Below are 22,890 nucleotides of genomic sequence, written 5' to 3'. Positions count from 1 at the left end.
TGCGAACTGTGCACCTTTTGTCGCCGCAGAAAACGCAAGATCGCGGAGGGCTGGAGGTGGGAGGGGTGACGGGCTAGCGTCGCTTCGTGATCGATCTGCTGGTTCTTGGCGGGCTTGGGGTGGACGTACGGGTTCGGGTGCCCGCGCTGCCCCTCCCGGCTGCCGATTCCCACACCGTCGAGCCGATCGAGCTGCGGATCGGCAACACCGGTGCCGGGGTGGCCTTGGCCGCCCGGGCGCTCGGCCTGCGCGTACTGGTTGTCGACACCATCGGTGCCGATCCGGCCGGTGAGCTGGTCCGGGCGGCGTTGACCCGGGCCGAGGTGCCGGCGCTGCTGGCCGAGCACCGGGGCGGCACCCGCCGGTCGGTGAACCTGGTGGATCCGGGCGGGCGGCGCACGTCGCTGTACGACCCGCGCCCGTGGCAGGGTGGTCCACCATTCTCCGCCGCCGAGTTGGCCGCACTGGTCCGCGACGCCCGGCACGTCCACCTCTCGATCATGGACTGGACAGTGCCGTTGCTGTCCGCCGTGCGGGCTGCCGTTCCGGCGGGCGCGGCGCTCTCCACCGACCTGCACGACTGGGACGGCGAGAACACCTACCATCAGCCGTTCGCGCAGGTCGCCGACCTCATTCTGCTGAGCGGGGTGCGGTTGGGCGGCCGGGCCCCGTCGCTCGCCGGCACGCTGGCGCCCCGGACGGTGGTGGTGACCCGCGGCGCGGACGGCGCCGAGCTGTACCCGGGTGACGGCACCGCGGTGCCCGTGCCACCCGCCGCCCCGGAAAAGCCGGTGGTGGACAGCAACGGGGCGGGCGACGCCTTCGCGGCCGGCCTGATCGCCGCCCGGTTACGCGGTGAGCCACTGACGCGTGCCGCCCGGTACGCGGCGCGGGTTGCCGCCGCGGCCTGTACGCACGACGGGATGGAGTACCCGCCGGGCCTGTTGCCCACCGGTTGACGACCGGCGGCGTGCGGCGACCAGGGGGCTCAGAGCGCGCCGGCCTCGCCGTCGGTCAGCTCGCGCAGGATGTCGGCGTGGCCCGCGTGCCGGGCCGTCTCCTCGATCATGTGCACCAGAATCCAGCGCAGCGACACCTCACCGAGCTGCGGGTGCGGCACCACGTGGTCGAGGTCGATGCTCGCGGCGACCGCCCGGGAGCGGGCACAGGCCCGCTCGTATGCCTCGGTGAGCATGACGGTGCTTTCCTGGTCGCCCAGCGTGAAGCTGGCGACCGCGTCCTCCTCGGAGGTCAGGTAGACGTCGTCGGGCTCGGGAGCCAACAGGGTCGGGAACCAGTTCCGCTCGACCAGCGTCAGGTGCTTGACCAGCCCGGCGAGCGTGGTCGCCGACGGCACCAGCCGGCGTCGGGCGTCGGCGTCGGAGAGACCGCGCAGTTTGCGCAGCACAACGGCCCTGTGGAAGTCGAGGAACGAGGTCAGGACGGCGCGTTCGTCGCCGGTGCGGGCGAGCACCGGACCGAGCGTGGGATCGATCGTCTGCTCCATCCGCCGACCCTAGCCACGGGCCGGGCGCCCCGCTGCCCCGCTATCCGCTGCGGGCTGGCGCTGGGCCGGGCAGGATGGGCGCATGGCTTCATCCGTGCAGATCCTTCTCGTCGGCGGCACGGCGGACGGGCAGACCATCACCGTCGAACTGGACAGCAACGGCCGTCCGCCGCTGACCCACCATCACCTCGGCTCCGGTGGGCTGGCCGACGCGCAGATCTACGAGTTGGAGACCGCCCGCGAGGAGGCCCGCGAGTGGTGCTACCGGTGGACCGGCCCGGCGGTGTGACCGCCCGCTCAGACGCGGGTGAGCGCCTGGCTTCGCAGGCTCTCCAACACGCCGCGGGTGACCTCCGAGGTGCCCCGCGCCTGGTCGCACACCTCCGCCACCCGTCGTGCGGTGGCCTCGGCGCGTTGCTCCCGCTCGTCCCAGAGTCGGTCGACCTCGGCCAGCAGCGGGCCCTCGACCTCCCGCTCCACGCCGCGTAGCGCCGGCACGCCGAGCCGTTGGGCCAGGTCGAAGACCTTGCCGGCGTACGGCAGGGGCAGGAACGGCGTACCGACCATCGCCGCGAAGATCAGGAAGTGCAGGCGCATGCCGACGGCCAGGTCGAAGTGGCGCATCAGCCCCAGCACCTGCTGCGGAGAGTAGGTGCCGTGCAGGATGCGACCTCGCTCGGCGGCGACCATGTGCGACAGCACCCCGTGGGAGTGCCGGATGTCGTCGCGCTCCATCGGCACGAACAGCACGTACGCGTCGATCCGGTGCACCAGGAAGTCACCGATCTGGGCCAGCAGCCGGTGGTAGCCGTCCACGTCGAGGCGTTCGGCGGCCCGGCCCGGCTCCCGCACGCTGATCCCGACGAGGCGCTTGCCGACCGGCACACCCTCCTCGGCCAGCAGGTGGGCCGGAAACTCCTCCGGTTGCAGAAGGAACGCCGGATCCGCGGTGACAGTGATCGGGTTCAGCAGGCCGGCCTCCTCCAGCACCATCCGGGACTCCTGGTCCCGGACGGTCACCTGGGTCGCGCTGGAGAGCGTCTCCCGGACCATGCCGGTGTCCACCCCGTCGCTGAGCGGCCCGACCCCCACCGCGTACGTGATCAGCGGCAGGCCGCGTTCCTGGGCCACCCGGACCACCCGCAGGTAACGGCGGGCCTCCCTGTCGTACAGGATGCCGCCGCCGCCCAGGATGAGCAGGTCGAGCTGGGCCAGGACCAGGGCCGAGTCGGTACGGCTCACGCCCTCCCAGGGCACCGCTTCGACGTCCGGATGGGCGGCCCGGGTGTGCTCCGGATTCCGAGAGAAGACGATGATCCGGGCGTTCGGTTCCTGCGTACGCAGATCGGTGAGCAGGCCGGTGAGGATCGCCTCGTCGCCGAGGTTTCGCCCACCGTACGAGCCGAGCACACCGATGGTCAGTCCGGCGCCGTGCGTCATCCGTCGCTCCTCCCCAGGTGCGGTCCGCGCCGGTTTCCCGCTGGGCAGGTGAACAGTCCTGCCGAAGGGACCCGTCCCCGGGGCCGCCGGCAGCTCAGCCCGCCGGGGTGAGGCGCTTCGCCATCTGCTGCGAGGTGACCTCGAAGCCCAGACTGCGGTAGAGGCCGATCGCCACGGTGTTCGTGCCGAAGACGTTCAGACCCAGCTCGGCCACGCCGAGGTGGGCGAGTTCCGCCTCGATGAGCTGGATCATCCGCCGCGCGTGCCCGTGTCCCCGGTGCTCCTCGTGCACCTCGATGTTGTGGATCCAGGCCTGGTTCGGGGCGGCGGCCGTCGGCAGTGTCACCCAGATCCAGCCGACCTCGGTGTCGCCGACCCGGCCCACCCGCAGCAGGGCGCCCTCGGTGGCCGCGCCCGCCGGCAGAGACTCCCGGATCTGGGTGACCGACCGGTCGAGGGCCGCCTCCGGGGTCAGCCCCCGATGCGCCACCAGGTCCTCGGCGTACCCCTGCTCCAGTGATTCGAGCAGGCGGGCCAACTCCTGTGCCGTCATCGGCGTCAACGTCAACTCCACAGCGTCTCCCCGTTCATCGTCGCGAGCGGGTAGTGCAGCAGAACCCGTCCGGCCACGCCAACTGTTTCCCGGCCCGGCCCGGGGCGGACGCGACGGCCGGGGGTGCGCGGGCGGGCGACGATGGCAGCGTGCGGATCGCCCACGTCAGCGACAGCCACCTCACCAACCCGGAGGGGGTGGCCACCTCGGTCGGCACCACAGTGGCGCTGCTGCGCGCCGCCGGGCACCGGGTCGTGCTGCACTGCCCCGGCCCACTGTCCCGGTGTCGCCGCCGACCGGGTGAGGTGCCCTCGCTGTCGGTGCCGACCCGGCCGTACCGGTTGGCGCTGCCCCGGCCGCCCAGCACACCGGTCGACGTGGTGCACGTGCACACCACCGGCCCACTCGGCGTCGCCGGGCTGCGCTGGGCCGCCACCCGGGGCGTACCGACCGTACTGACCTGGCACACCGACCTCGTCGCGTACGCCGCGCACTACCCGGAGATCCCGATCGGGGCCGCGTACGCCGGCCTGCGGTTGGGTCTGCGCTGGCGGGCGTTCGACCTGTGGGCGCTCGCCCATCCCGGACCGGGTCGACAGGCCCGGCTGGCGGCGCTCGGGCGAACCCTCCTGGCCCACACCACTGTCCTGATCGCTCCGTCGGCGAAGACCGCGGCGATGATGGCGACGATGGCGGGGCGTACCCCGATCGTGGTCCTGCCGACCCCGGCCGCCGCACCGCACGCCGACGCCGACGATCGGCGGCGGCTGCGGGCCCGGCTCGGCATCCCGGCGGACGCGCCGGTGCTGCTCGCTGTGGGACGGGCCACACCGGAGAAGAACCCGGAGTTGTTGCTGGCCGCGTTCGCCCAGGTCCGCCGCGAGCTGCCGGCCGCCCGACTGGTGCTGCTCGGGGCCCGGCGGCACCGGCTCACGGTCCGCCGGATGGCCCGCCGGTACGGCGTCAGCGGCGCGCTGCACCTGCTCCGTCCGGTGCCACGCCACCGGGTCGGCGCCCACTACCGGGCGGCGGATGTGCTCGCGTTCACCTCCACCACCGACACGCAGGGCCTGGTGCTCGCCGAGGCCGAGGCGTACGGACTGCCGGTGGCCATGGTGGACACTCTGCTCGCCGAACGGCCCGGCACCGGCACCACCCGACCGGTCGCCGATCCCAGTCCGGCAGCGTTCGGGGCGCTGCTCAGCCGGCTGCTGACCGAACGGGAGTTGCGCGGGGCCGTGATCCGGGACGGCCGGGCGGCGGCGACGGACTGGTCCGCGGAGCGCTACCTGGCCGAGTTGGTCAAGCTGTACGCCTCGCTGCCCCCCGTCGGCCCGGCGGGAGGTGCCATCCCCAAGGCACGGCGAGGTGAGGCGGGGGCCAGGCCGGAACGACCAGTCGACCCGGCGCCGTGAATTGCGCGTCGCTTCTCGTCGTGGCGTCCATCGATGCGGCGGTGATAGCGTCCGCCGGTGGCGACCGGGTCCTGCGGGTGAGCACCGCGCTCGTGCTCGCCGTCGGGCTGGTGCTCGCCGGAATCGCCGCCCGCGAGGAGCCCGTCGAGCTGCTCTTCTACTTCACTGTGCAGGTCGACCTGGCCTACCTGGTGGTGCTGCTGGTCGGGTGCGGTGACCGGGTACGCACCGCGCTCACCGTCTACCTCGTCGGCACCGCGGTGGTCTTCGTCCTCGTACTGGCCAACCCGTGGAGCGGCTACGCCATGGTGGCGACCCCCGAGGCTAGGGGGCTGGTCTCCGACGCCGCCAACCTGCTGCTGCACGCCGTGGTGCCGCCGCTGGCCGCCGTCGAGTGGCTCAACCACCGACCTCGGGCCGCGCTGCGCCCGGCGTACGCGGTCAGCCTGCTCGGCTACCCGCTGCTGTGGCTGACGGTGATCCTGGTTCGGGGCGCCGTCGGCGGGGCCGAGGGCCGCTACCTCTACCCGTTCCTCGACGTACCCCGACTCGGATACCCCACCGTCGCCCTCAACGCCCTGCTCTTCGGCGTCACACTGCTGCTGATCGCCCTGACCGCGGTTCGCCTGACTCAAGGGCGCACTGGTTGACAGTGGTCAGGGTGCCGACGGCGTCGACTCCAGGTGGTGCGCCAGTTGGGCCAGGTCGCGTAGACGCAGGTCGCCGTCGAGGCCCTTCAGCGCGGCGGTCATCGCCCCGGCCGCCCGACCGGCCCGCAGGCCGACCTCGGCGTCCTCGACGACCAGGCACCGCCCCACGGGTACGCCCAGCAGCGCCGCGCCCCGCAGGTAGCCCTCCGGGTCCGGCTTGCCGACGCTGACGTCCTCCACCGTGACGAGGACCGGCGCCTTGATGCCGGCGGCACCGAGCCGTGCCTCGGCGAGCCGTGTGTCGGCGCTGGTCACCACCGCCCAGGGCAACGCCATCCGGGCCAGCGTGTTCAGCAGCTCGTGCGCCCCGGGGGTGGCCGTCACGTCGGACAGGTCGTCGTACTGCAACGCGAGCTGTCGAGCCGCGGCAACAACGACCTCGGCGGCGTCGAGCGTGGGCAGCAGCCGGCGGATGGTCCGGTCGGCCGGGCTGCCGTGCGCGATCGCCAACGCCGCCGTCGGGTCGACGGCGTACTCGGCAGCCCACCGCTCCCAGGCCCGCTCCACTGCGGCGTCGGAGTCGACAAGGGTGCCGTCCATGTCGAACAGCACCGCGCCAATGCCCGCCAGTTCCACTACACACGCTCCCCGAATCGCCCGCCCCACCCTCCCCCACCTCGCAAGATCCGCGCAACTTCGGTGATCCTGCTGTCTCGTCGCCTCGGGAGGCAGCAGGAGCTGTGACGTTGCGCGGATCATGGCGGCCCGCCGGGTCGGCAGGCCGTCGAGGATCGCGGGAATCGGACCTTGAGGTCGGAGCGAGACGTCCGATGGCCGCCAGACGGGAGGGCGGCGCGGACAGATGATCGTTCGCATGACGACGACACTCAACGAGAAGGTCGCCCTGGTTACCGGGGGTTCCCGGGGCATCGGTGCCGGCATCGCGCTGCGCCTGGCACAGGACGGGGCCGACGTGGCGCTGACCTACCGGCAGGACGCCGCGCGGGCCGCGATAGTGGTGAAGCAGATCGAAGCGCTGGGCCGCAGAGCGCTGGCGATCCAGGCGGACGGCGCCGACCCGGCCGCCGTGCGGGATGCGGTCGACCGGGTGGCCGCCGAACTGGGCCGGTTGGACATCCTGGTGAACAACGCCGCGGTGTTCCTGGTCGGCGCCCTGGACGAGCTCGGCTCGGCAGAGGTGGAACAGACCATCGCGGTCAACATCCGGGCACCGTATGTCGCCGCGCGGGCGGCACTGCGGCACCTGGGCGACGGCGGACGGATCATCAGCATCGGCAGCAACGTCGGTGAACGGGCGGTCTTTCCCGGGCTGACGCTGTACGCGATGAGCAAGACCGCTCTGGTCGGGCTGACCCGGGGCCTGGCCCGTGAACTGGGCCCACGGGCCATCACCGTCAACCTGGTCAACCCCGGGCCGACGGACACCGACGCCAACCCGGCGGACGGACCGAACGCGGCGGCGATCACCGGGTTCACCGCCGTCGGCCGGTACGCGCGCCCCGCGGATATCGCGGCCACCGTCGCGCACCTGGCCAGCCCCGAAGCCGGCTACGTGACCGGTGCGGTGGTAAACGTGGACGGCGGCTTCACCAGCTGACCCGTCGACCCTCGCCTGACTGGCTCGTGCCGGGGCGGGTCCTCGTGGGCGGCGACGTCGTGCTGAAGGGTGGGCGCGGCAGGTTTCGAACCTGCGACCCCTCGCTTGTAAGGCGAGTGCTCTCCCACTGAGCTACGCGCCCGGATCGCCCGTGGCGGGCCGGTGGCTGGCAAGCTTACCTGCCCGCCACCGACCCGGGCGCACGGCGTACCCCGGTCAGTTTGTCGCTTCGGCGATGGCCTTGCGCCAGCCCTGCTGGTCGCGGGCCTCGCCCGGGCCGTTCATCTCGGCGAAGCGGACCACGCCGGTCTTGTCGATGACGAAGGTGCCCCGGTTGGCGAAGCCGGCCACGTCGTTGAAGACCCCGTACGCCTGGGCGACGGCGCCGTGCGGCCAGAAGTCGGCGAGCATCGGGAACTGGTAGCCCTCACGGTCGGCCCAGATCTTGTGGCTGTAGGCCGAGTCGACGCTGACGGTCAGCACCTGGACGTCGTCGTTCACGTACTCGCCGAGGTTGTCGCGCACCTCGCCCAACTCGCCCTGGCAGGTGCCGGTGAAGGCGAGCGGGTAGAAGACCAGCAGCACGGCGCGCCTGCCCCGGAAGTCCGAGAGGCGGACCTCCTGGTTGTTCTGGTCCTTGAGCACGAAGTCGGGTGCTTCGGCACCAACCTCGATGGGCATGCGAACTCCCCTCGCGTCGAGTCGGGTGACGGCGTCAGCCTGCTACCCGGCGGTGGGCGGACCGTCGGGCGAGCGGAGCGGCGCTGGCTACTTCTTGGCCTTGGCCCCTCGACGCAGCACCAGACGGGCGCCGCTCCAGTCCCGGCCGGCGTTGACGGTCGAGGTCTGCTGGAGGCCGGCGGTGGGCGCGGACTCCGCGACCTCGCTCGGCTCGACGTGCCCCTCACGCCCCGCCTTCGGGGTGAGCAGCCACACGACGCCGTTGTCGGCCAGCGGGCCGAGGGCATCGACGAGCAGCTCGAAAAGGTCACCGTCGCCGTCCCGGTACCAGACCAGCACCGCGTCGACCACCTCGTCGGTGTCCTCGTCGACCAGATCTCCACAGCGGTCGGTCAGGGCGTCTCGGAGATCCTGGTCGACGTCGTCGTCGTACCCCATCTCCATGACGACCATCCCCGGTTCGATTCCGAACCGGTCCGCCAGGCTGCGTACCCCGTCGGCGGCCTGACCAGCGGTCGCGCTCACTGTCGCGTGCCTCCTCATCTCGTCCCTGCTCGCGGCGTCGGTGCGACGCCGTCAGGCAAAGTCCACACAGTTGTTGGTCTTCGCGCAAGTGGCGCACCGGGTGGAACGGAATTTACCGTGCCAGCAGCGTACGGGCACCGTCGGTAATGGCTTCAGCGGAGACCAGTACGTGACGCGCTGCCGGACCTAATGGTACAAACGAGTCAACTCCCGCCACTCGACGTGCGGCACCGACATATCCGGCGTCGACCAGGGCGGCGATCACGCCCTCGCCGACCCCGCCGGAGCGGCGCGTCTCGTCCACCACCAGCACCCGACCGGTCGCCGAGGACTCCCTGATGATGTCGGCCACCGGCAGCGGAGCCAGCCACCGCAGATCCACCACGCGGGTGCCCACCCCCTCCTCGGCGAGGACTGCGGCGGCCCGCAGCGACATCCGTACCCCGTTACCGAAGGTGATGATGGTGAGGTCGTCCGCCGAGCCGACCCGGTAGACCCGGGCCCGCCCGATCGGCACGTGCCCGGCCACCCAGCCGCCCGGCTCCGGATATCCGGCCAACCACTCCCCGTCACCCTCCGTGTACAGGTCGCGGGTGTGATAGAGCGCGATCGGTTCCAGGAACACGCAGACACTGCCGTCCACCGCCGCGCTGGCCAGACAGGTCCGCAGCATGGGCGCGGCATCGTCCGGCCGCGCCGGCACCGCGACCACCAGGCCGGGCACATCCCGGAGTACGGCCACCGAGTTGTCGTTGTGGAAGTGCCCGCCGAACCCCTCCTGGTACGCCAGGCCCGCCACCCGCACCACCATCGGGTTGCGGAACGCCCCCTGCGAGAAGAACCGCATGGTGGCCGCCTCACCGCGCAGCTGGTCCTCGGCGTTGTGCAGGTACGCCAGGTACTGGATCTCCGGCACCGGCAGCATCCCGGCCAGCCCGGCGCCGAGGCCCAGCCCGAGCACCGACGTCTCGTCCAGCAGGGTGTCGAAGACCCGGGCCGCCCCGAACCGGTCGCGCAGCCCCTTCGTCACCCCGTACACGCCGCCCTTGGCGGCCACGTCCTCACCGAAGAGCGCCATCTGCGGATGGTCGAGCATCCCGTCGGCGAGCGCGGCGTTGATGCTCTGCGCCAGGGTCATCGGCCCGGCCAGCTCCGGCGGCTTGCCGCCGAACGCCTCCGCCCGGGCGCCCGCGCCCAGCCCGCTGGCCCGCGCCGCGGCGTCGGCCACCGCCCGCGCCACCCGCACCGGACGACGTGGGGCCAGCGCCGACACCACGTCGGCAGCGGAGGCCAGCTTCGGCTCGCCCAGCACCTCCTCGGCCAGTCGGCGCACCTGCCAGCCGGTCTCGTCGTACCGGGCCAGCAACTCCTCGCCGGTCGCCACGCCCGCGTCGACAAGCAGCCGCGCGGTGGCGGCCACCGGGTCCCGGTCCAGGTCCTCGGCCAGCTCGGCCGAACTCCGGTACGCCGACTCCGCGTCCGCCCCGGCGTGCCCCATCAGCCGTACGGTGCGCAGGTGCAGCGCCGCCGGCCGGCGGTTGCGGCGTACCCAGGCCGCGGCCTCCGCCGCCACCTCGTACGTCCGCACCGGGTCGGCTCCGTCCGCGCTGAAGTAGCGGATGCCCGGCTTGGCCCGCAGGGTCGCCTCGACCCAGCCCTCCGGCGAGCGGACGCTGATGCCCAGCCCGTTGTCCTCGCAGACGAAGAGCACCGGGATCCGCAGACCCGCGTGGTCGTACCACCCGGCGGTGTTGAAGGCTGCTGTGGCGCTGGCGTGGTTGACCGAGGCGTCGCCGAAGGAGCAGACCACTATGGCGTCCGGTGGCCAGGGTGCGTGCGTGGCCCCCGCGCCGCTGCCGACCCGCACCCCGGCCCCGGTACGCCGTCCGGCGCTGTCCAGCCGGCGCAGCCGCTCCACTGCCAGTCCCATTCCGACCGCGCGGGGCAGGTGCGAGGCGATGGTGGAGGTGGTCGGCACGATGGCCAGGTCGGCCCGGCCGAACACCTTGTGCCGCCCCCCGGCGATCGGTTCGAGGCTGGACGCGACCATCCCGCGCAGCACGTCCCGGGCCGCGTCGGCGTACGCCGCGAACCCGTTGGCCACCCCGTTCGGTTCGGTACCGGCTGACTCCGATTCGGACCCCTGCGGATCGGCGGTCGGCTCGGGTTCGCGGGTCGATGCGTCGCCGTCTGTCGACTCACTGTCGGAGGACCGCTCGGAGCCAATGGTCCGCGCTCGCTCGGCGTCCTGGTCGGGATCGGCGGTCCGAGTCCGGCCGGCGTCCTGGTCGGGATCGGCGGTCCGAGTCCGGCCGGTGTCCTGGTCGGGCTCGGCGGTCCGCGTCGGGTCGGCGGACGGCTGGGAGTCGGTGGCCAGCGTCGGGTCGGCGGCGACCTGGGCGGCGCGCAGACAGTAGAACGCGCCCGAGCGGTAGTGCAGCAGAGCCGGATCGGTGGGACGCAGCGCGGCAGCGACAGCGGCGTTGCCCTCGTGCCCGGCCGAGCCGATGGTGTAGAAACCCTCCCCGAAGCTGCGCAACCAGCGGCCGGCCAGGTCGAGCTGCCGGCTGGTCACCTGGGCGTCGAACAGGTCGAGCACCTGCGCGCCGGTCAGCGGGGCGTCGTCGGTGACCGGGTCGGCGGGGTCACGCCGCCGCTCGGCGGCAGGCAGCGCCGCCAGCGTCTCCCGGAACCGGTCGTCGAGATCTTGCGGGGTGGTCACGTCGGACAGCATTACCGACGGAAGGCCTGCTCGCCCAGTGGGACACGGCCGGCAGGGGTGCGCTCACTCCGGCCCGAGGGACTCCGGACAGCCGCCGTCGGACACCTTCCAGACCAGGTCACGAAGGGTGCTCAGCTCCTGGTCGCTCAGCCCGGACAGGAGTCGGGAGTCGGACATCACCTCGATCACCCGGGCTCGCACGGCGCGACCCTCCTCGGTCACCACCAGCGTCTTCTGCCGCCGGTCCGTCGGGTCGGTGCGGCGCTCGACCAGCCCGGCCTGCTCCAACTTGTCGACCAACACCGTCACGTTCGACCGGTCACAACCCAACTGACCGGCGAGATCCCGGGCCGGCAGCGGGTGGTCCGGGTCCAACTCCCGCAGCGCCCGGGCCGCCGCCGGGGTGAGCCCCAGATCGGCGAACGCGGAATCCTGCCGGTGTCGCAACGCGGCGGTGACGTGCGCCATCCGCCGCACCACATCGACGGCGAGACCGGTCCGATCCACCGGACCGCCCACCGCTGAACCCACCTGCCGCGTCACGACCACATCGTACGCAACAGCCCGTCACTGCCAGCTCACCGATCAGGCCAGGACGGGCCAACCCGCGCACCTGCTACGCCGATCTTGCAGTTTCGGTTGTCCAGATGAGTGGGATGTCCCTTGTGTCGGGACAGTAAGTGCAAGATCGCCGGGAGAGGGGCGGGGTTAGGCGGGGAGGAAGGAGAAGCGGACTTGGCGGGTCGGGTTGTCGCCGTTGGTGTCGACGAGGCAGATCGACTGCCAGGTGCCCAGCGCCAGTCGACCGCCGAGCACCGGCAGCGTGGCGTACGGCGGGATGAACGCCGGCAGCACGTGGTCGCGGCCGTGGCCGGGCGAGCCGTGTCGGTGCCGCCAGCGGTCCTCGGTGGGGAGCAGGTCGTCCACGGCGCTGAGCAGGTCGTCGTCGGACCCCGACCCGGTCTCGATGATCGCCAGGCCGGCGGTGGCGTGCGGCACGAAGACGTGCAGCAGGCCGTCGCCCTCGCCCGAGACGAACTGCTGGGCCTCGGCGGTGATGTCCCGGACGGTCGGCCGGGACCCGGTCTGGACGGTGATCACGTCGCTGCGCATACGTCGCATTCTGCCGCAGTGTGCGGTCAGGAACTGCCGCCACCGCCACCCGAGTCGCCGCCACCGGACCAGCCGCCACCGGAGTCACCGCCGGACCAGCCCCATCCGGACCAGCCTCCCCCGGAGTCGCCGCTGCCGCCGGCCGGCTCCGTACCGTCGGAGCTGTCGTGGTCACCGTCACGCTGACGGCCGACGTGCCCGCTGCCGGCATCCCCGGCGGGCATCGGGTAGAAGCCGTACCCGCCGCCGTCCGAGTCCGAACGAGGGCGACGACGTCCGGACTGGCCGCTCCGGCGGGCAGCGCGGATCGCGTCCCGCAGCAGGCCCGCGCCGAGCACCGCCACCAGGGCGCCGAGGGCCACCAGTCCGACCATCGGCAGGTTGCCGGAGGCGAGGGCGACCGCGCCGATGACCAGGCCGACCACCCCGACAACGATCATGATCGCGGCGACCGCGACACGGCGTCCGTTCATGGCGGTAACGGTAGGACCGGCGGTCAAACCGCTCAGGTTCCACACGGTCGTCGCGCTAAGTTACCGGCGAGTACCTGTGTTCAGCATCGCGTCGGGGGCACCTAGACGTGACGACGGGTGCCACCAGGGGGCAGGATGGCGCTAGAGACCTATCCCACACACAACCGAGGGAACGCCTGTGGCTACGGAACGCAAGCGCCCGGTGATCAGCGACGGCCTACCGAGCCAGCTTCCGGACATCGACCCTGAAGAGACCAGCGAATGGGTCGAGTCGCTTGACGGTGTCATCGACGAACGCGGGGCCAAACGCGCCCGCTACGTCATGCTGCGCCTGCTGGAGCGGGCCCGTGAGCGCCAGGTCGGGGTTCCGCCCCTGACCACCACCGATTACATCAACACCATCCCGTCGGAGCGCGAGCCCTGGTTCCCGGGTGACGAGCACGTCGAGCGGCGAATCCGGGCGTACGTCCGGTGGAACGCCGCCATGCTGGTGCACCGGGCGCAACGCCCGGAGATCGGCGTCGGCGGGCACATCTCCACCTTCGCCAGCTCGGCCTCGCTCTACGAGGTGGGCTTCAACCACTTCTTCCGGGGCAAGAACCACCCGGGCGGTGGCGACCAGATCTTCTACCAGGGCCACGCCTCCCCCGGCATGTACGCGAGGGCGTTCCTGGAGGGGCGGCTCAGCGAGCACCAGCTCGACGGGTTCCGCCAGGAGCTGTCGCACCCCGGTGGTGGGCTGCCCTCGTACCCGCACCCTCGGCTGATGCCGGACTTCTGGGAGTTCCCCACCGTCTCGATGGGCCTCGGCGGTCTGAACGCGATCTACCAGGCCCGCTTCAACAGGTACCTGCAGCACCGCGGCATCAAGGACACCTCCCAGCAGCACGTCTGGGCGTTCCTCGGCGACGGCGAGATGGACGAGCCGGAGACGCTCGGCGCGATCGGCGTCGCCGCCCGCGAGGAACTGGACAACCTCACCTTCGTGATCAACTGCAACCTGCAGCGGCTGGACGGCCCGGTCCGGGGCAACGGCAAGGTCATGCAGGAGCTGGAGGCGTTCTTCCGGGGTGCCGGCTGGAACGTGATCAAGGTCGTCTGGGGCCGTGAGTGGGACCCGCTGCTCGCCGCGGACACCGACGGCGCGTTGGTCAACCTGATGAACACCACGACCGACGGCGACTACCAGACCTACAAGGCGGAGTCCGGCGCGTACGTGCGGGAACACTTCTTCGGCCGTGACGCACGGACCCGCAAGATGGTCGAGCCGCTCAGCGACGACGAGATCTGGAACCTCAAGCGGGGTGGGCACGACTACCGCAAGCTCTACGCGGCCTACAAGGCGGCCACCGAGCACACCGGTCAGCCCACTGTCATCCTGGCGAAGACGATCAAGGGTTGGACCCTCGGTTCGCACTTCGAGGGCCGCAACGCGACCCACCAGATGAAGAAGCTGACGCTGGAGGACCTGAAGACCTTCCGCGACCGGCTCTACCTGGACATCCCGGACTCGGCGCTGGAGGACAACCCCTACCTGCCGCCGTACTTCCACCCGGGCGAGAAGTCCGAGGAGCTGGCGTACCTCAAGGAGCGGCGCGAGCAGCTCGGCGGGTACCTGCCGTCCCGGCGCACCAGCACGAAGCGGCTGGCCATCCCCGGCCCGGAGCGGTTCGCCGACGTCAAGCGCGGCTCGGGCAAGCAGAAGGTGGCCACCACGCAGGCCTTCGTCCGTCTGCTCAAGGACGTGATGAAGGACAAGGAGTTCGGCAAGCGTTGGGTGCCGATCATCCCGGACGAGGCCCGCACCTTCGGTCTCGACTCGATCTTCCCGACCGCGAAGATCTACTCGCCGCACGGCCAGCGCTACACCTCGGTCGACCGCGAGCTGTTCCTGTCGTACAAGGAGTCGACCTCCGGGCAGATCCTGCACGAGGGGATCAACGAGGCCGGTTCGGTGGCCTCGTTCACCGCGGCCGGCTCGGCGTACGCCACGCACGACGAGCCGATGATCCCGATGTACATCTTCTACTCGATGTTCGGGTTCCAGCGGACCGCCGACGGGCTGTGGGCAGCGGCCGACCAGATGGCCAGGGGCTTCCTGCTCGGCGCCACGGCGGGTCGGACCACGCTCAACGGTGAGGGCCTTCAGCACGAGGACGGGCACTCGCTGCTGATCGCCGCCACCAACCCGGCCGTGGTGGCGTACGACCCGGCGTTCGCGTACGAGATCGCGCACATCCTGGAGCAGGGTCTGCACCGGATGTACGGGGACGCGCAGGAGAACGTCTTCTACTACCTGACGGTCTACAACGAGCCGACGCTGCAGCCGGCCGAGCCGGCCGACGTGGACGTGGAGGGCCTGCTCAAGGGCATCTACCGCTACTCGCCGGCACCGCAGGTCGACGGTCCGAAGGCCAACCTGCTCGCCTCGGGCACCGGGATGCAGTGGGCGCTCAAGGCCCAGCAGCTCCTCGCCCAGGACTGGGGGGTGGGCGCCGATGTCTGGTCGGTGACCTCCTGGACCGAGCTGCGCCGCGACGCGGTGGAGACCGAGGAGTACAACCTCCTCAACCCGGGCGCCGAGGCGAAGGTTCCGTACATCCAGCAGAAGCTGGCCGAGGCGGACGGGCCGAAGATCGCGGTCAGCGACTTCATGCGCGCGGTACCGGATCTGATCGCCCGCTGGGTACCCGGCGACTACACGTCGCTCGGCACCGACGGTTTCGGCATGTCGGACACCCGGCACGCGCTGCGCCGGCACTTCCACGTCGACGCGGAGTCGATCGTGGTGGCCACGCTGCGGCAGCTCGCCCGCAGCGGCGCGGTGGCGACCACGGTGCCGGCCGAGGCCGCCAAGAAGTACGCGATCGACGATGTCAACGCCGCACCGGTCGGCGAGACCGGCGGCGACAGCTGATCCAGCACCACTGAGGAGGGCCCGGCGCATCCGCGCCGGGCCCTTTTCGGTGTACGGAGCGGCGGTGGTCCGGGAGCCCTGGCGGGGATCCGGACCACCGCCGTCGCGGGTGACGCCGGGAGGATGGGCGCTCGTCAGCCGACGGCGGCCAGGTCGGTGAGCCGGGCCAGCGAGTCCTCCAGGTCGGCGCCGACCCGACGCAGTCCGAGGCGCAGCATGGCCGCCTTGACCGGGCCGGCCGGCCAGCGGACCACGATGAGGCGCACGATCGTCCCGCCCTCCTCCTCGTCTCCGGTGAGCTGGACGTAGATCTCGGTGCGCGCCTCCGCCCGAGATCCAGCACCCTTGGCCCGTTCCCGCCAGCCGATCAGCGTCGGCTCCTGGTAGGCGATCACCTCGGCCTCATGCGCCGAGCCACGCCCTGCCTGGACGAGTTGTCGCCGCCCGAAGCCCTCTCCCGAGAGCACTTCGGCCGCTCGGACCCCGGCCAGCCAGGCCGGCAACTGCTCGGCCCGCTGCACGACATCCCAGACCACTTCAATTGGCGCCGCCACGTGCGCACTGCGTTCCACGAGGATCATTTCCGTCTTTCCTCCGGTGAGGACATCCCACGATATCGGCACTCTATGCGCTAAATCGGACTTACCTGGACGGGTTCGGAAAAAGACACGCCGATCAACCATTGCGGAATGCGTCAGGCCGGCCTATGGCGCATTCATCGAGAGCGCTCTAAAGTCCCGAACACGTTTCACGTTGACCGGGAGGGCGCATGTCGACAGCACCGATGCCCCAGTTCCCCACCGGCTTCCGCTGGGGCGTCTCCACATCGGCCCACCAGATCGAGGGCGCCACCACCGCCGACGGGCGCGGTCCGTCCATCTGGGACACGTTCGCGCACTCCCCCGGGCGGATCAGCGACGGCAGCAGCGGCGAGGTGGCCTGCGACCACTACCACCGGCACACCGAGGACGTCGCGCTGCTGGCCGGCCTGGGCGTCTCCGCGTACCGGTTCTCCATCGCCTGGCCCCGGGTCCAGCCCACCGGATCCGGTCCGGCCAACCCGGCCGGCCTGGACTTCTACGACCGCCTGGTGGACGAGTTGTTGGCCGCCGGCGTCGACCCGGTGGCCACCCTCTACCACTGGGACCTGCCGCAACCCCTCGAAGACGCCGGCGGCTGGCTGCACCGCGACACCGCCGCCCGCTTCGCCGAGTACGCCGAGAAGACCGCCGCCCGGCTCGGCGACCGGGTCCGGCTCTGGATCACCCTCAACGAGCCGTTCATCCACATGAGCCTCGGCTACGGCATGGGCGAACACGCCCCCGGCCGGGCGCTGCTGTTCGACGCCTTCCCGGTCGCCCACCACCAACTGCTCGGGCACGGGCTCGCGGTCGCCGCGCTGCGGGCCCACAGCGCCAGCCCGGTGGCGATCGCCAACAACTACTCGCCGGTGCGGGTGCTCGGTGACCGCGACGCCGACCGGGCCGCCGGGGCGACGTACGAGGCCCTGCACAACCGGCTCTTCACCGACCCGCTGCTCGGCCGCGGCTACCCGGATCTGCCCGGATTCGACCCGAGCGTCATCCACCCCGGCGACCTCGACACGATCGGCGCGCCGATCGACGTGCTCGGAGTCAACTACTACAACCCCACCGGGGTACGGGCTGCCGAGGAGGGTTCACCACTGCCGTTCGACCTCGTGCCGCTGGACGGCTACCCACGCACCGCCTTCGACTGGCCGGTGGCCCCCGACGGGCTGCGCGAGCTGCTCGGCTGGCTGCGCGACACCTACGGCGACGCGCTGCCGCCCATCGAGATCACCGAGAGCGGCTGCGCGTACGACGACGCGCCCGACGCCGACGGGCAGGTGGCCGACCCGGAGCGGATCGCCTACCTCGACGGGCACCTGCGGGCGGTCCGGGCCGCCGTCGACGACGGGGTGGACGTCCGCGGGTACTTCGTCTGGTCGCTGCTGGACAACTGGGAGTGGGCCGAGGGCTTCACCAAGCGCTTCGGTCTGGTGCACGTCGACTACGCCACCCAGACCCGTACGCCGAAGTCGTCGTACACCTGGTTGCGCGACGTGATCGCGGCCAGCCGGCCGGGGTCGGCGCGGTGACCACCCTCGACCCGACGCCGGCGTCGCTGCCGGCGGCGCTCGCCGAGCCGACGGTGCCGGTGCGGCGCGGCTGGATCGGTTTGATCTTCGCGGCCAACCTCGGCGTGTGGATGGCGTTCTTCACGCCCATCCAGGTGCTGCTGCCGCAGCAGATCGAGCAGATCGCGCCCGGCGACAAGGAGAACATGCTGGCAGTGGTCACCGGCCTCGGTGCGCTGGCAGCGGTGCTGGCCAACCCCCTGGCCGGCGCGTTCTCCGACCGGACCTGCCTGCGGATCGCCGGCCGCGAGTTCGGCCGTCGGCACGTCTGGACGGCGGGCGGGGCCGTGCTCGGCGCGGCGGCCCTGGTGCTGCTGGCCCAGCAACGGACCATCCTCGGCGTCGCCCTTGGCTGGGTCGCCGCGCAGGTCTGCTTCAACGCGATGCTGGCCAGCCTCACCGCCGCCATCCCGGACCGGGTGCCGGTGCGGCAGCGCGGTGGCGTCTCGGGGTGGGTGGGCATCCCGCAGGCGCTCGGGTTGGTGCTCGGCGCGGTGCTGGTCACCGCCGTGGTCACCGGCAACGCCGCCGGCTACCTGGCCATCGCCGTGGCCATCCTGCTGCTGTCACTGCCGTTCGCGCTGTTCACCCCCGACGAACCGCTGCCGCGTACCCATCGCCCGGCGATCCGGACGCGGGCGCTGCTCGCCTCGATGTGGATCAGCCCCCGCCGGCACCCGGATTTCGCCTGGGCCTGGATCACCCGGTTCCTGGTCCAGCTGGGAAACGCGCTGGGCACCCTCTACCTGCTGTACTTCCTCAGCGACGGGGTGCGCCACCCCGACCCCGAGGGCGGCCTGCTGATCCTGATCCTGCTCTACACGCTCGGCATGATGCTGACCGCTGTGATCGCCGGCCGGATGTCCGACCGTTCCGGCCGGCGCAAGATCTACGTGATCGTCTCCGGGCTGATCATGGCGGTGGCGGCGCTGCTGCTCGCTGTCGCGCCGGTCTGGCCGATGGCGATCGTCGCCGCGCTGCTGCTCGGCGCCGGCTACGGCGTCTACCTCTCGGTGGACGCCGCGTTGATCACCCAGGTGCTGCCCCGGGCCACCGACCGGGCCAAGGACCTGGGGGTCATCAACATCGCCAACTCGGCACCCCAGGTGCTCGGCCCGGCGCTCTCCGCCCCGCTCGTGGTGTACCTGGGCGGCTATCCCACGCTCTACGCGGTCACCGCAGTGGTCACCCTGCTCGGCAGCGCGCTGGTCGTCAAGATCCGCTCCGTCCCCTGAGCAAGGGGGCGGTGGCGGAAAGCAGTCGCGTACCGCCGTAGGCTGGGGGACGTGACAGTACGTGTGCGCTTCGCCCCTTCCCCGACCGGTATGTTCCACGTCGGCGGCGCCCGCTCGGCGCTGCAGAACTGGATCTACGCCAAGCAGCAGGGCGGCGTGTTCGTGCTGCGCATCGAGGACACCGACGCGGCGCGCAACAAGCCCGAGTGGACCGAGGGCATCCTCTCCGCGCTGGACTGGATCGGGATCTCCCGGGGCAGCTACGAAGGCCCGTACTTCCAGTCGGCGAACGCCGGCGAGCACCGGGCCGCCGCAGCGCGCCTGCACGAGTCGGGCCGCGCCTACTACTGCGACTGCACCCGCGAGGACGTGCAGGCCCGCACCGGCTCGCAGTACCAGGGCTACGACGGCTACCACCGCGACCGTGGCCTCGCCCCCGGCCCCGGACACGCCCTGCGCTTCCGTACGCCCGACGAGGGCGCGACGGTTGTGGTCGACCTGATCCGTGGTGAGCCCACCTTCGAGAACAAGCTCATCGAGGACTTTGTCATCGCCCGGGGCGACGGCTCGCCGGTCTTCCTGCTGGCCAACGTCGTCGACGACATGACGATGGGCATCACTCACGTGATCCGGGCCGAGGAGCACCTGCCCAACACCCCCAAGCAGCAGTTGCTCTGGGAAGCCCTCGGGGTCAAGCCGCCGATCTGGGCGCACGTGCCGGTGGTGGTCAACGAGAAGCGGCAGAAGCTCTCCAAGCGCCGGGACAAGGTCGCCCTGGAGGCGTACCGCGATGAGGGTTACCTCGCCGGCGCGATGCGCAACTACCTCATGCTGCTCGGCTGGGCCCCCTCCGGCGACCGGGAGATCGTTCCCTGGTCGGTCATCGAGGACGAGTTCCGGCTGGACGAGGTCAACCTCTCCTCGGCGTTCTTCGACGAGAAGAAGCTGCGGGCGTTCAACGGCGAGTACATCCGCGCGCTGCCGGTGGCCGAGTTCGTCGACGCCTGCCAGCCGTGGCTGACCGGCACCGGGACCATCGCGCCGCCGCCCTGGCAGCCGGAGGAGTTCGACGCCGACGCGTTCGCCGCCGTGGCGCCGCTGGCCCAGACGCGGATCGCGGTTCTCAGCGAGATCGTGCCGAACGTCGACTTCCTCTTCCTGGCCTCGCCGCTGATCGATGAGGCCGCCTGGACCAAGACGATGAAGGACGGTTCCGCCGAGCTGCTGGACGACGCCGTCGCGGCGTTCGAGGCGCTGGACTCCTGGGACGCCGAGTCGTTGAAGTCGACGCTGGAGGCGGTCGGCGCCGAGCGGGGCCTCAAGCTCGGCAAGACGCAGGCACCGGTACGGGTCGCTGTCACCGGCCGCACCGTCGGTCTGCCGCTGTTCGAGTCGCTGGAGGTGCTCGGTCGCGAGCGCACCCTGACCCGGATGCGCGCCGCCCGCCTGCGCCTGGTCTGACTGTCGCCCGTCAGCTCGTCAGCTCGTCAAGAAGACGTCGCCGGCCTAGCTCCGCTTCGCCCTGCCTTTGCTCTGCACCCCAATTTGCACCGGTCGCCGACCGCCGCCGACCGCCGCCGACCGCCGCCGTCGCATCCGCGGGTGCAGAGCAAAGGATGATGCGCACGCTGCCCACCGGGAGCGGCGAGGATCAGAGGGTTACCGAGCTCGTCGCTGGCGGCGGAACACGAGACCGGCCCCGAGTGCGGCGAGCAGCAACAGGCCGCCGAGCGCCCAGATCCACCAGCGACCGCCGGAGTCGGACCGCTCCGACGCCGCCGGCACCGTGGAGGCCGTCGAACCGCCGGGGGTCGCCGACGCGGGCCCGGCGGAGGGTACGCCGACGGCCGACGCGGCGGCCGAGGGCGAGCCGGCCGGGTTGGTGCTGGCGGCGGCCGACGGCGAGGCGGACGGATCGGCGGCGGTACCGGTGGTGAGGGTGAACCGCACCTCGCCCTTCACCGGGTGCCCGTCGGACGACGCGAGCTGGTAGCCGACGATGTAGAGCCCGGCGGCGGCCGGCTTGAACGGCACCCGCACTCGACTGCCGTCGAAGGCGGGAGTCCCGCCAGCGACCACATTGTCCGGTCCGGTTATTGTGATCTTCGTCGTAGTTGGTGACGGCTTGGCGAGGAACCGCAGCTCGACCCGGGCGGGCGCCGACGCCACGCGGGCGCCGTCGCGCGGGTTGCTGCCGGTCAGCTGGTTGTGGGCGGCGGCCGGAGTCGCCGGCACCAGAAACGACACACCGAACGCCACGCCGAGCACCACTGGCATGACCCGCACCGTACGTGTAACCCTGCCCCCCATGAACCCCTCCGTAAGGGTACGATCCGCCCGCTGATCAAACGGCTCCTCATTAGTCGAGCAGAGATCGCAGATAGTTCCAATTACTGTTCCGAAAGCTGCAACTCATCGACGTTCTGCGGAGTCTGTAGGAGTGGACGCGACCATCCGGTCGATGCCGCACCGGCAGATCGGTCCAGACGTCACGACGAAGCCATCCATCGAACGGGGCGAGGAGGCGGGATGGTCCGACACATGAGGCGGTTGGCCGCCGTGTTGGCGGGCACGCTGGCGGTGGCACTGCTGTCGCTAGGCACCGCCAGCTCGGCCTCGGCGGCACCGAAGCCGGCACCCGCCGGAGTGGACATCACCGGCACGGGGCTGTCCGCGCCGCTGCGGTTGCACGCGGACACGGAGCCCGCCCTCGTGGGCGCGGTCATCGACCAGGTCAACTTCCTCGCTCGCACCGGCATGCCGACCGGTCCGAAGGCAGCCAACCTCGGTCCGAAATACACTGTCGTGGTGCTCGCCGGCGAGACGCCGAAGCAGACCTACGACCTCTATCCCAAGGCGATCGGCGGCCCTCGCGTCTTCCGGCCGGCGAAGCAGCCGGACGGCCGCAAGACCAGCGCCGGCTGGTTCCTGGGTCGGCTCAGCATGTCCGAGACCCTGCGCGCCGCCGGTGTGCCGCTGGAGCGGCAGTTCGACACGGTCAGTGGCGGCGCGGGCGGCGGCGAGCGAGTTCTCCCGGAGGACACGCTCGACCCGGCGAAGGACCTCGACGAGGCGCTCGGCGACCTGCAACACCTGCTGCTGCTCAACGTCGGCGTGATGCTGACCATCACGGTCGGCCTCGCCGGGATCGCCCTGCTGATCCGTCGGCGCACGCGCTGAGCCCACGCACGCGCTGAGCCGACGCAGTCGCTGAGCCGACGCACTCGCTGACCCGACGCACTCGCTGATCAGCGAGTGCGTCGGCGGTGCTCAGCACCAGCGGCGCGGTGGGCGCTCCCGGCGGGTGGCCCGCGGCCTCGGTCGGACCGCGCCGTGCCGGTGCGCCCCGGCCCAGCCGGGAAGTTCGCTGAGGCAACCAGCGGGAACGTCCGCGTCGGGCTCGGCGAGACCGGCGGGCTCGGCAGAGCGCTGACGCGGCAGCACGGGTTCGTCATCGACGCGCCCGTGCAGTGGCTCGACCGGGTGCGCTGGTGCGCCGCCGACCGGCCGGCGGTGCTTGCCAGCCGCCTGCGGGTCGTGGTGCCCCGGCCGGCAGGGCTCGCCCTGGGCGCAGCCGTGTTCGGCCTCCCCGTGCGCCATCCCCGGTCTCCTCACGCTCGCCTCGCCCCCGGGTGCTCTCCCCGAGGTGCCCTGTCACCGTACTGGCCGGGACCGACGGGCCGCGCGCAGCGTACCCGGGGTCCGGACCGGTCGGTCCTCGAAGAGGCCGCTGAGCGCGGGGGCCGGTTACGCAGTTCACACCTTCTTTTCGCGCAGTTCACCCGGCGAGTCACGGTCGAGGGCCCACCGGCGGTCGGTAAGGGTCCGCGTACCCCTTTCGGCGCATGGCGGTGCGGTCGAGGTCCTCCCCCGGTGGGAGTTC

22 protein-coding genes, 1 tRNA gene and 2 pseudogenes are annotated in these 22,890 nt (G+C 71.6%); 10 read left to right on the top strand and 15 right to left on the bottom strand.

All coding sequences use genetic code 11. The features are described from left to right. Positions 1-86: 86 nt before the first annotated feature. The gene (locus tag OG992_RS28720; RefSeq protein WP_266304785.1) at positions 87-959 is read left to right on the top strand and encodes a carbohydrate kinase family protein; all 873 of its coding nucleotides are present in this window, start codon (positions 87-89) and stop codon (positions 957-959) included. 29 nt (positions 960-988) lie between these two features. Here the strand turns inward: OG992_RS28720 and OG992_RS28715 are convergent, their stop codons facing one another. Beyond that, entirely contained in the window at positions 989-1,507 is a 519-nt protein-coding gene (locus OG992_RS28715; protein ID WP_266304784.1) for a DinB family protein, read from the bottom strand. A gap of 82 nt (positions 1,508-1,589) precedes the next feature. Here OG992_RS28715 and OG992_RS28710 point away from each other — a divergent pair, with 82 nt between their 5' ends. Then, positions 1,590-1,796 carry a hypothetical protein gene (locus OG992_RS28710; protein ID WP_238687234.1) on the top strand — a complete coding sequence of 69 codons (207 nt, stop codon included), beginning with the start codon at positions 1,590-1,592 and terminating at the stop codon, positions 1,794-1,796. Positions 1,797-1,804: 8 nt separating this feature from the next. On the opposite strand, the gene OG992_RS28705 is transcribed toward OG992_RS28710, so the two are convergent. Together OG992_RS28705 and OG992_RS28700 are read right to left on the bottom strand one after the other, a co-directional pair. Continuing rightward, a complete protein-coding gene (locus OG992_RS28705) occupies positions 1,805-2,947 on the bottom strand; it encodes a polysaccharide pyruvyl transferase family protein (RefSeq protein ID WP_238687233.1) in 1,143 nt (380 codons plus the stop codon). A 94-nt stretch (positions 2,948-3,041) separates the two neighbouring features. Further along, positions 3,042-3,521, bottom strand: a complete 480-nt coding sequence (locus OG992_RS28700; RefSeq protein WP_238687232.1) for an N-acetyltransferase — start codon at positions 3,519-3,521, stop codon at positions 3,042-3,044. A gap of 32 nt (positions 3,522-3,553) precedes the next feature. Here OG992_RS28700 and OG992_RS28695 point away from each other — a divergent pair, with 32 nt between their 5' ends. Both OG992_RS28695 and OG992_RS28690 read left to right on the top strand, forming a co-directional pair. Beyond that, on the top strand, positions 3,554-4,915 hold the full coding sequence (locus tag OG992_RS28695; RefSeq protein WP_266304783.1) for a glycosyltransferase: 1,362 nt from the start codon (positions 3,554-3,556) through the stop codon (positions 4,913-4,915). 20 nt (positions 4,916-4,935) lie between these two features. Then, on the top strand, positions 4,936-5,565 hold the full coding sequence (locus OG992_RS28690; RefSeq protein ID WP_266304782.1) for a Pr6Pr family membrane protein: 630 nt from the start codon (positions 4,936-4,938) through the stop codon (positions 5,563-5,565). A gap of 6 nt (positions 5,566-5,571) precedes the next feature. Here the strand turns inward: OG992_RS28690 and OG992_RS28685 are convergent, their stop codons facing one another. Next, positions 5,572-6,201, bottom strand: coding sequence for an HAD-IA family hydrolase (locus tag OG992_RS28685; RefSeq protein ID WP_266304781.1), 630 nt, complete (start codon positions 6,199-6,201; stop codon positions 5,572-5,574). A gap of 238 nt (positions 6,202-6,439) precedes the next feature. Between OG992_RS28685 and OG992_RS28680 the strand changes: the two genes are divergently transcribed. Continuing rightward, positions 6,440-7,183: an SDR family NAD(P)-dependent oxidoreductase gene (locus OG992_RS28680; protein ID WP_266304780.1), complete on the top strand. Its 744-nt coding sequence runs from the start codon at positions 6,440-6,442 to the stop codon at positions 7,181-7,183. Positions 7,184-7,253: 70 nt separating this feature from the next. Here OG992_RS28680 and OG992_RS28675 read toward each other — a convergent pair. From OG992_RS28675 to OG992_RS28645, 8 genes and pseudogenes are all read right to left on the bottom strand, one after another. Next, positions 7,254-7,325, bottom strand: a tRNA-Val gene (locus OG992_RS28675). Positions 7,326-7,399: 74 nt separating this feature from the next. Continuing rightward, entirely contained in the window at positions 7,400-7,864 is a 465-nt protein-coding gene (locus OG992_RS28670; protein WP_266304779.1) for a peroxiredoxin, read from the bottom strand. An 87-nt stretch (positions 7,865-7,951) separates the two neighbouring features. Continuing rightward, a complete protein-coding gene (locus OG992_RS28665) occupies positions 7,952-8,389 on the bottom strand; it encodes a DUF3052 domain-containing protein (RefSeq protein WP_030330240.1) in 438 nt (145 codons plus the stop codon). A gap of 112 nt (positions 8,390-8,501) precedes the next feature. After that, positions 8,502-10,472 (bottom strand): annotated as a pseudogene (locus OG992_RS28660) (thiamine pyrophosphate-dependent enzyme); the annotation flags it as partial. A 306-nt stretch (positions 10,473-10,778) separates the two neighbouring features. Next, a pseudogene (locus OG992_RS33840) lies at positions 10,779-11,123 on the bottom strand (transketolase); the annotation flags it as partial. A 51-nt stretch (positions 11,124-11,174) separates the two neighbouring features. Next, positions 11,175-11,579, bottom strand: coding sequence for a MarR family winged helix-turn-helix transcriptional regulator (locus OG992_RS28655; RefSeq protein WP_238687308.1), 405 nt, complete (start codon positions 11,577-11,579; stop codon positions 11,175-11,177). A gap of 240 nt (positions 11,580-11,819) precedes the next feature. Further along, positions 11,820-12,224: a YjbQ family protein gene (locus OG992_RS28650; RefSeq protein WP_167457620.1), complete on the bottom strand. Its 405-nt coding sequence runs from the start codon at positions 12,222-12,224 to the stop codon at positions 11,820-11,822. Between the two features lie 26 nt (positions 12,225-12,250). Beyond that, on the bottom strand, positions 12,251-12,697 hold the full coding sequence (locus tag OG992_RS28645) for a hypothetical protein (protein ID WP_238687224.1): 447 nt from the start codon (positions 12,695-12,697) through the stop codon (positions 12,251-12,253). A gap of 178 nt (positions 12,698-12,875) precedes the next feature. On the opposite strand from OG992_RS28645, the gene aceE reads away from it, so the two are divergent. Further along, positions 12,876-15,614, top strand: coding sequence for a pyruvate dehydrogenase (acetyl-transferring), homodimeric type (gene aceE, locus OG992_RS28640; protein WP_308193763.1), 2,739 nt, complete (start codon positions 12,876-12,878; stop codon positions 15,612-15,614). Between the two features lie 134 nt (positions 15,615-15,748). On the opposite strand, the gene OG992_RS28635 is transcribed toward aceE, so the two are convergent. Next, a complete protein-coding gene (locus OG992_RS28635; RefSeq protein WP_210783445.1) occupies positions 15,749-16,195 on the bottom strand; it encodes an SRPBCC domain-containing protein in 447 nt (148 codons plus the stop codon). Positions 16,196-16,383: 188 nt separating this feature from the next. Here OG992_RS28635 and OG992_RS28630 point away from each other — a divergent pair, with 188 nt between their 5' ends. From OG992_RS28630 to gltX, 3 genes are read left to right on the top strand one after another with little or no spacing between them, the layout of a single operon-like run. Further along, positions 16,384-17,733 carry a GH1 family beta-glucosidase gene (locus OG992_RS28630; RefSeq protein WP_266304777.1) on the top strand — a complete coding sequence of 450 codons (1,350 nt, stop codon included), beginning with the start codon at positions 16,384-16,386 and terminating at the stop codon, positions 17,731-17,733. Beyond that, a complete protein-coding gene (locus tag OG992_RS28625; RefSeq protein WP_238687222.1) occupies positions 17,730-19,007 on the top strand; it encodes an MFS transporter in 1,278 nt (425 codons plus the stop codon). Before OG992_RS28630 ends, OG992_RS28625 begins: the two co-directional genes overlap by 4 nt. 51 nt (positions 19,008-19,058) lie before the next feature. Then, positions 19,059-20,468, top strand: coding sequence for a glutamate--tRNA ligase (gene gltX, locus OG992_RS28620; RefSeq protein WP_266304776.1), 1,410 nt, complete (start codon positions 19,059-19,061; stop codon positions 20,466-20,468). 198 nt (positions 20,469-20,666) lie between these two features. Here the strand turns inward: gltX and OG992_RS28615 are convergent, their stop codons facing one another. Next, positions 20,667-21,284, bottom strand: coding sequence for a copper resistance CopC family protein (locus OG992_RS28615; RefSeq protein ID WP_238687221.1), 618 nt, complete (start codon positions 21,282-21,284; stop codon positions 20,667-20,669). A 252-nt stretch (positions 21,285-21,536) separates the two neighbouring features. On the opposite strand from OG992_RS28615, the gene OG992_RS28610 reads away from it, so the two are divergent. After that, positions 21,537-22,187, top strand: coding sequence for a hypothetical protein (locus OG992_RS28610; RefSeq protein WP_238687220.1), 651 nt, complete (start codon positions 21,537-21,539; stop codon positions 22,185-22,187). 90 nt (positions 22,188-22,277) lie between these two features. Here the strand turns inward: OG992_RS28610 and OG992_RS28605 are convergent, their stop codons facing one another. Next, entirely contained in the window at positions 22,278-22,607 is a 330-nt protein-coding gene (locus tag OG992_RS28605) for a hypothetical protein (RefSeq protein ID WP_238687219.1), read from the bottom strand. Between the last annotated feature and the right edge of the window lie 283 nt (positions 22,608-22,890).

The sequence above is a fragment of the Micromonospora sp. NBC_00362 genome (assembly GCF_026342155.1).
GTDB lineage: Bacteria > Actinomycetota > Actinomycetes > Mycobacteriales > Micromonosporaceae > Micromonospora > Micromonospora hortensis.
Note: the sequence above shows the minus strand (reverse complement) of the source record. Positions and strands in the feature narration are given on the sequence as shown.

Coding starts and splice junctions, on each gene's coding strand:
- OG992_RS28645 (WP_238687224.1), bottom strand. CDS start 12,697: ATGAACGGACGCCGTGTCGCGGTCGCCGCGATCATGATCGTTGTCGGG.
- OG992_RS28610 (WP_238687220.1), top strand. CDS start 21,537: ATGGTCCGACACATGAGGCGGTTGGCCGCCGTGTTGGCGGGCACGCTG.
- OG992_RS28680 (WP_266304780.1), top strand. CDS start 6,440: ATGACGACGACACTCAACGAGAAGGTCGCCCTGGTTACCGGGGGTTCC.
- OG992_RS28705 (WP_238687233.1), bottom strand. CDS start 2,947: ATGACGCACGGCGCCGGACTGACCATCGGTGTGCTCGGCTCGTACGGT.
- OG992_RS28710 (WP_238687234.1), top strand. CDS start 1,590: ATGGCTTCATCCGTGCAGATCCTTCTCGTCGGCGGCACGGCGGACGGG.
- OG992_RS28630 (WP_266304777.1), top strand. CDS start 16,384: ATGTCGACAGCACCGATGCCCCAGTTCCCCACCGGCTTCCGCTGGGGC.
- OG992_RS28670 (WP_266304779.1), bottom strand. CDS start 7,864: ATGCCCATCGAGGTTGGTGCCGAAGCACCCGACTTCGTGCTCAAGGAC.
- OG992_RS28635 (WP_210783445.1), bottom strand. CDS start 16,195: ATGATCCTCGTGGAACGCAGTGCGCACGTGGCGGCGCCAATTGAAGTG.
- OG992_RS28605 (WP_238687219.1), bottom strand. CDS start 22,607: ATGGCGCACGGGGAGGCCGAACACGGCTGCGCCCAGGGCGAGCCCTGC.
- OG992_RS28655 (WP_238687308.1), bottom strand. CDS start 11,579: ATGGCGCACGTCACCGCCGCGTTGCGACACCGGCAGGATTCCGCGTTC.
- OG992_RS28715 (WP_266304784.1), bottom strand. CDS start 1,507: ATGGAGCAGACGATCGATCCCACGCTCGGTCCGGTGCTCGCCCGCACC.
- OG992_RS28615 (WP_238687221.1), bottom strand. CDS start 21,284: ATGCCAGTGGTGCTCGGCGTGGCGTTCGGTGTGTCGTTTCTGGTGCCG.
- OG992_RS28650 (WP_167457620.1), bottom strand. CDS start 12,224: ATGCGCAGCGACGTGATCACCGTCCAGACCGGGTCCCGGCCGACCGTC.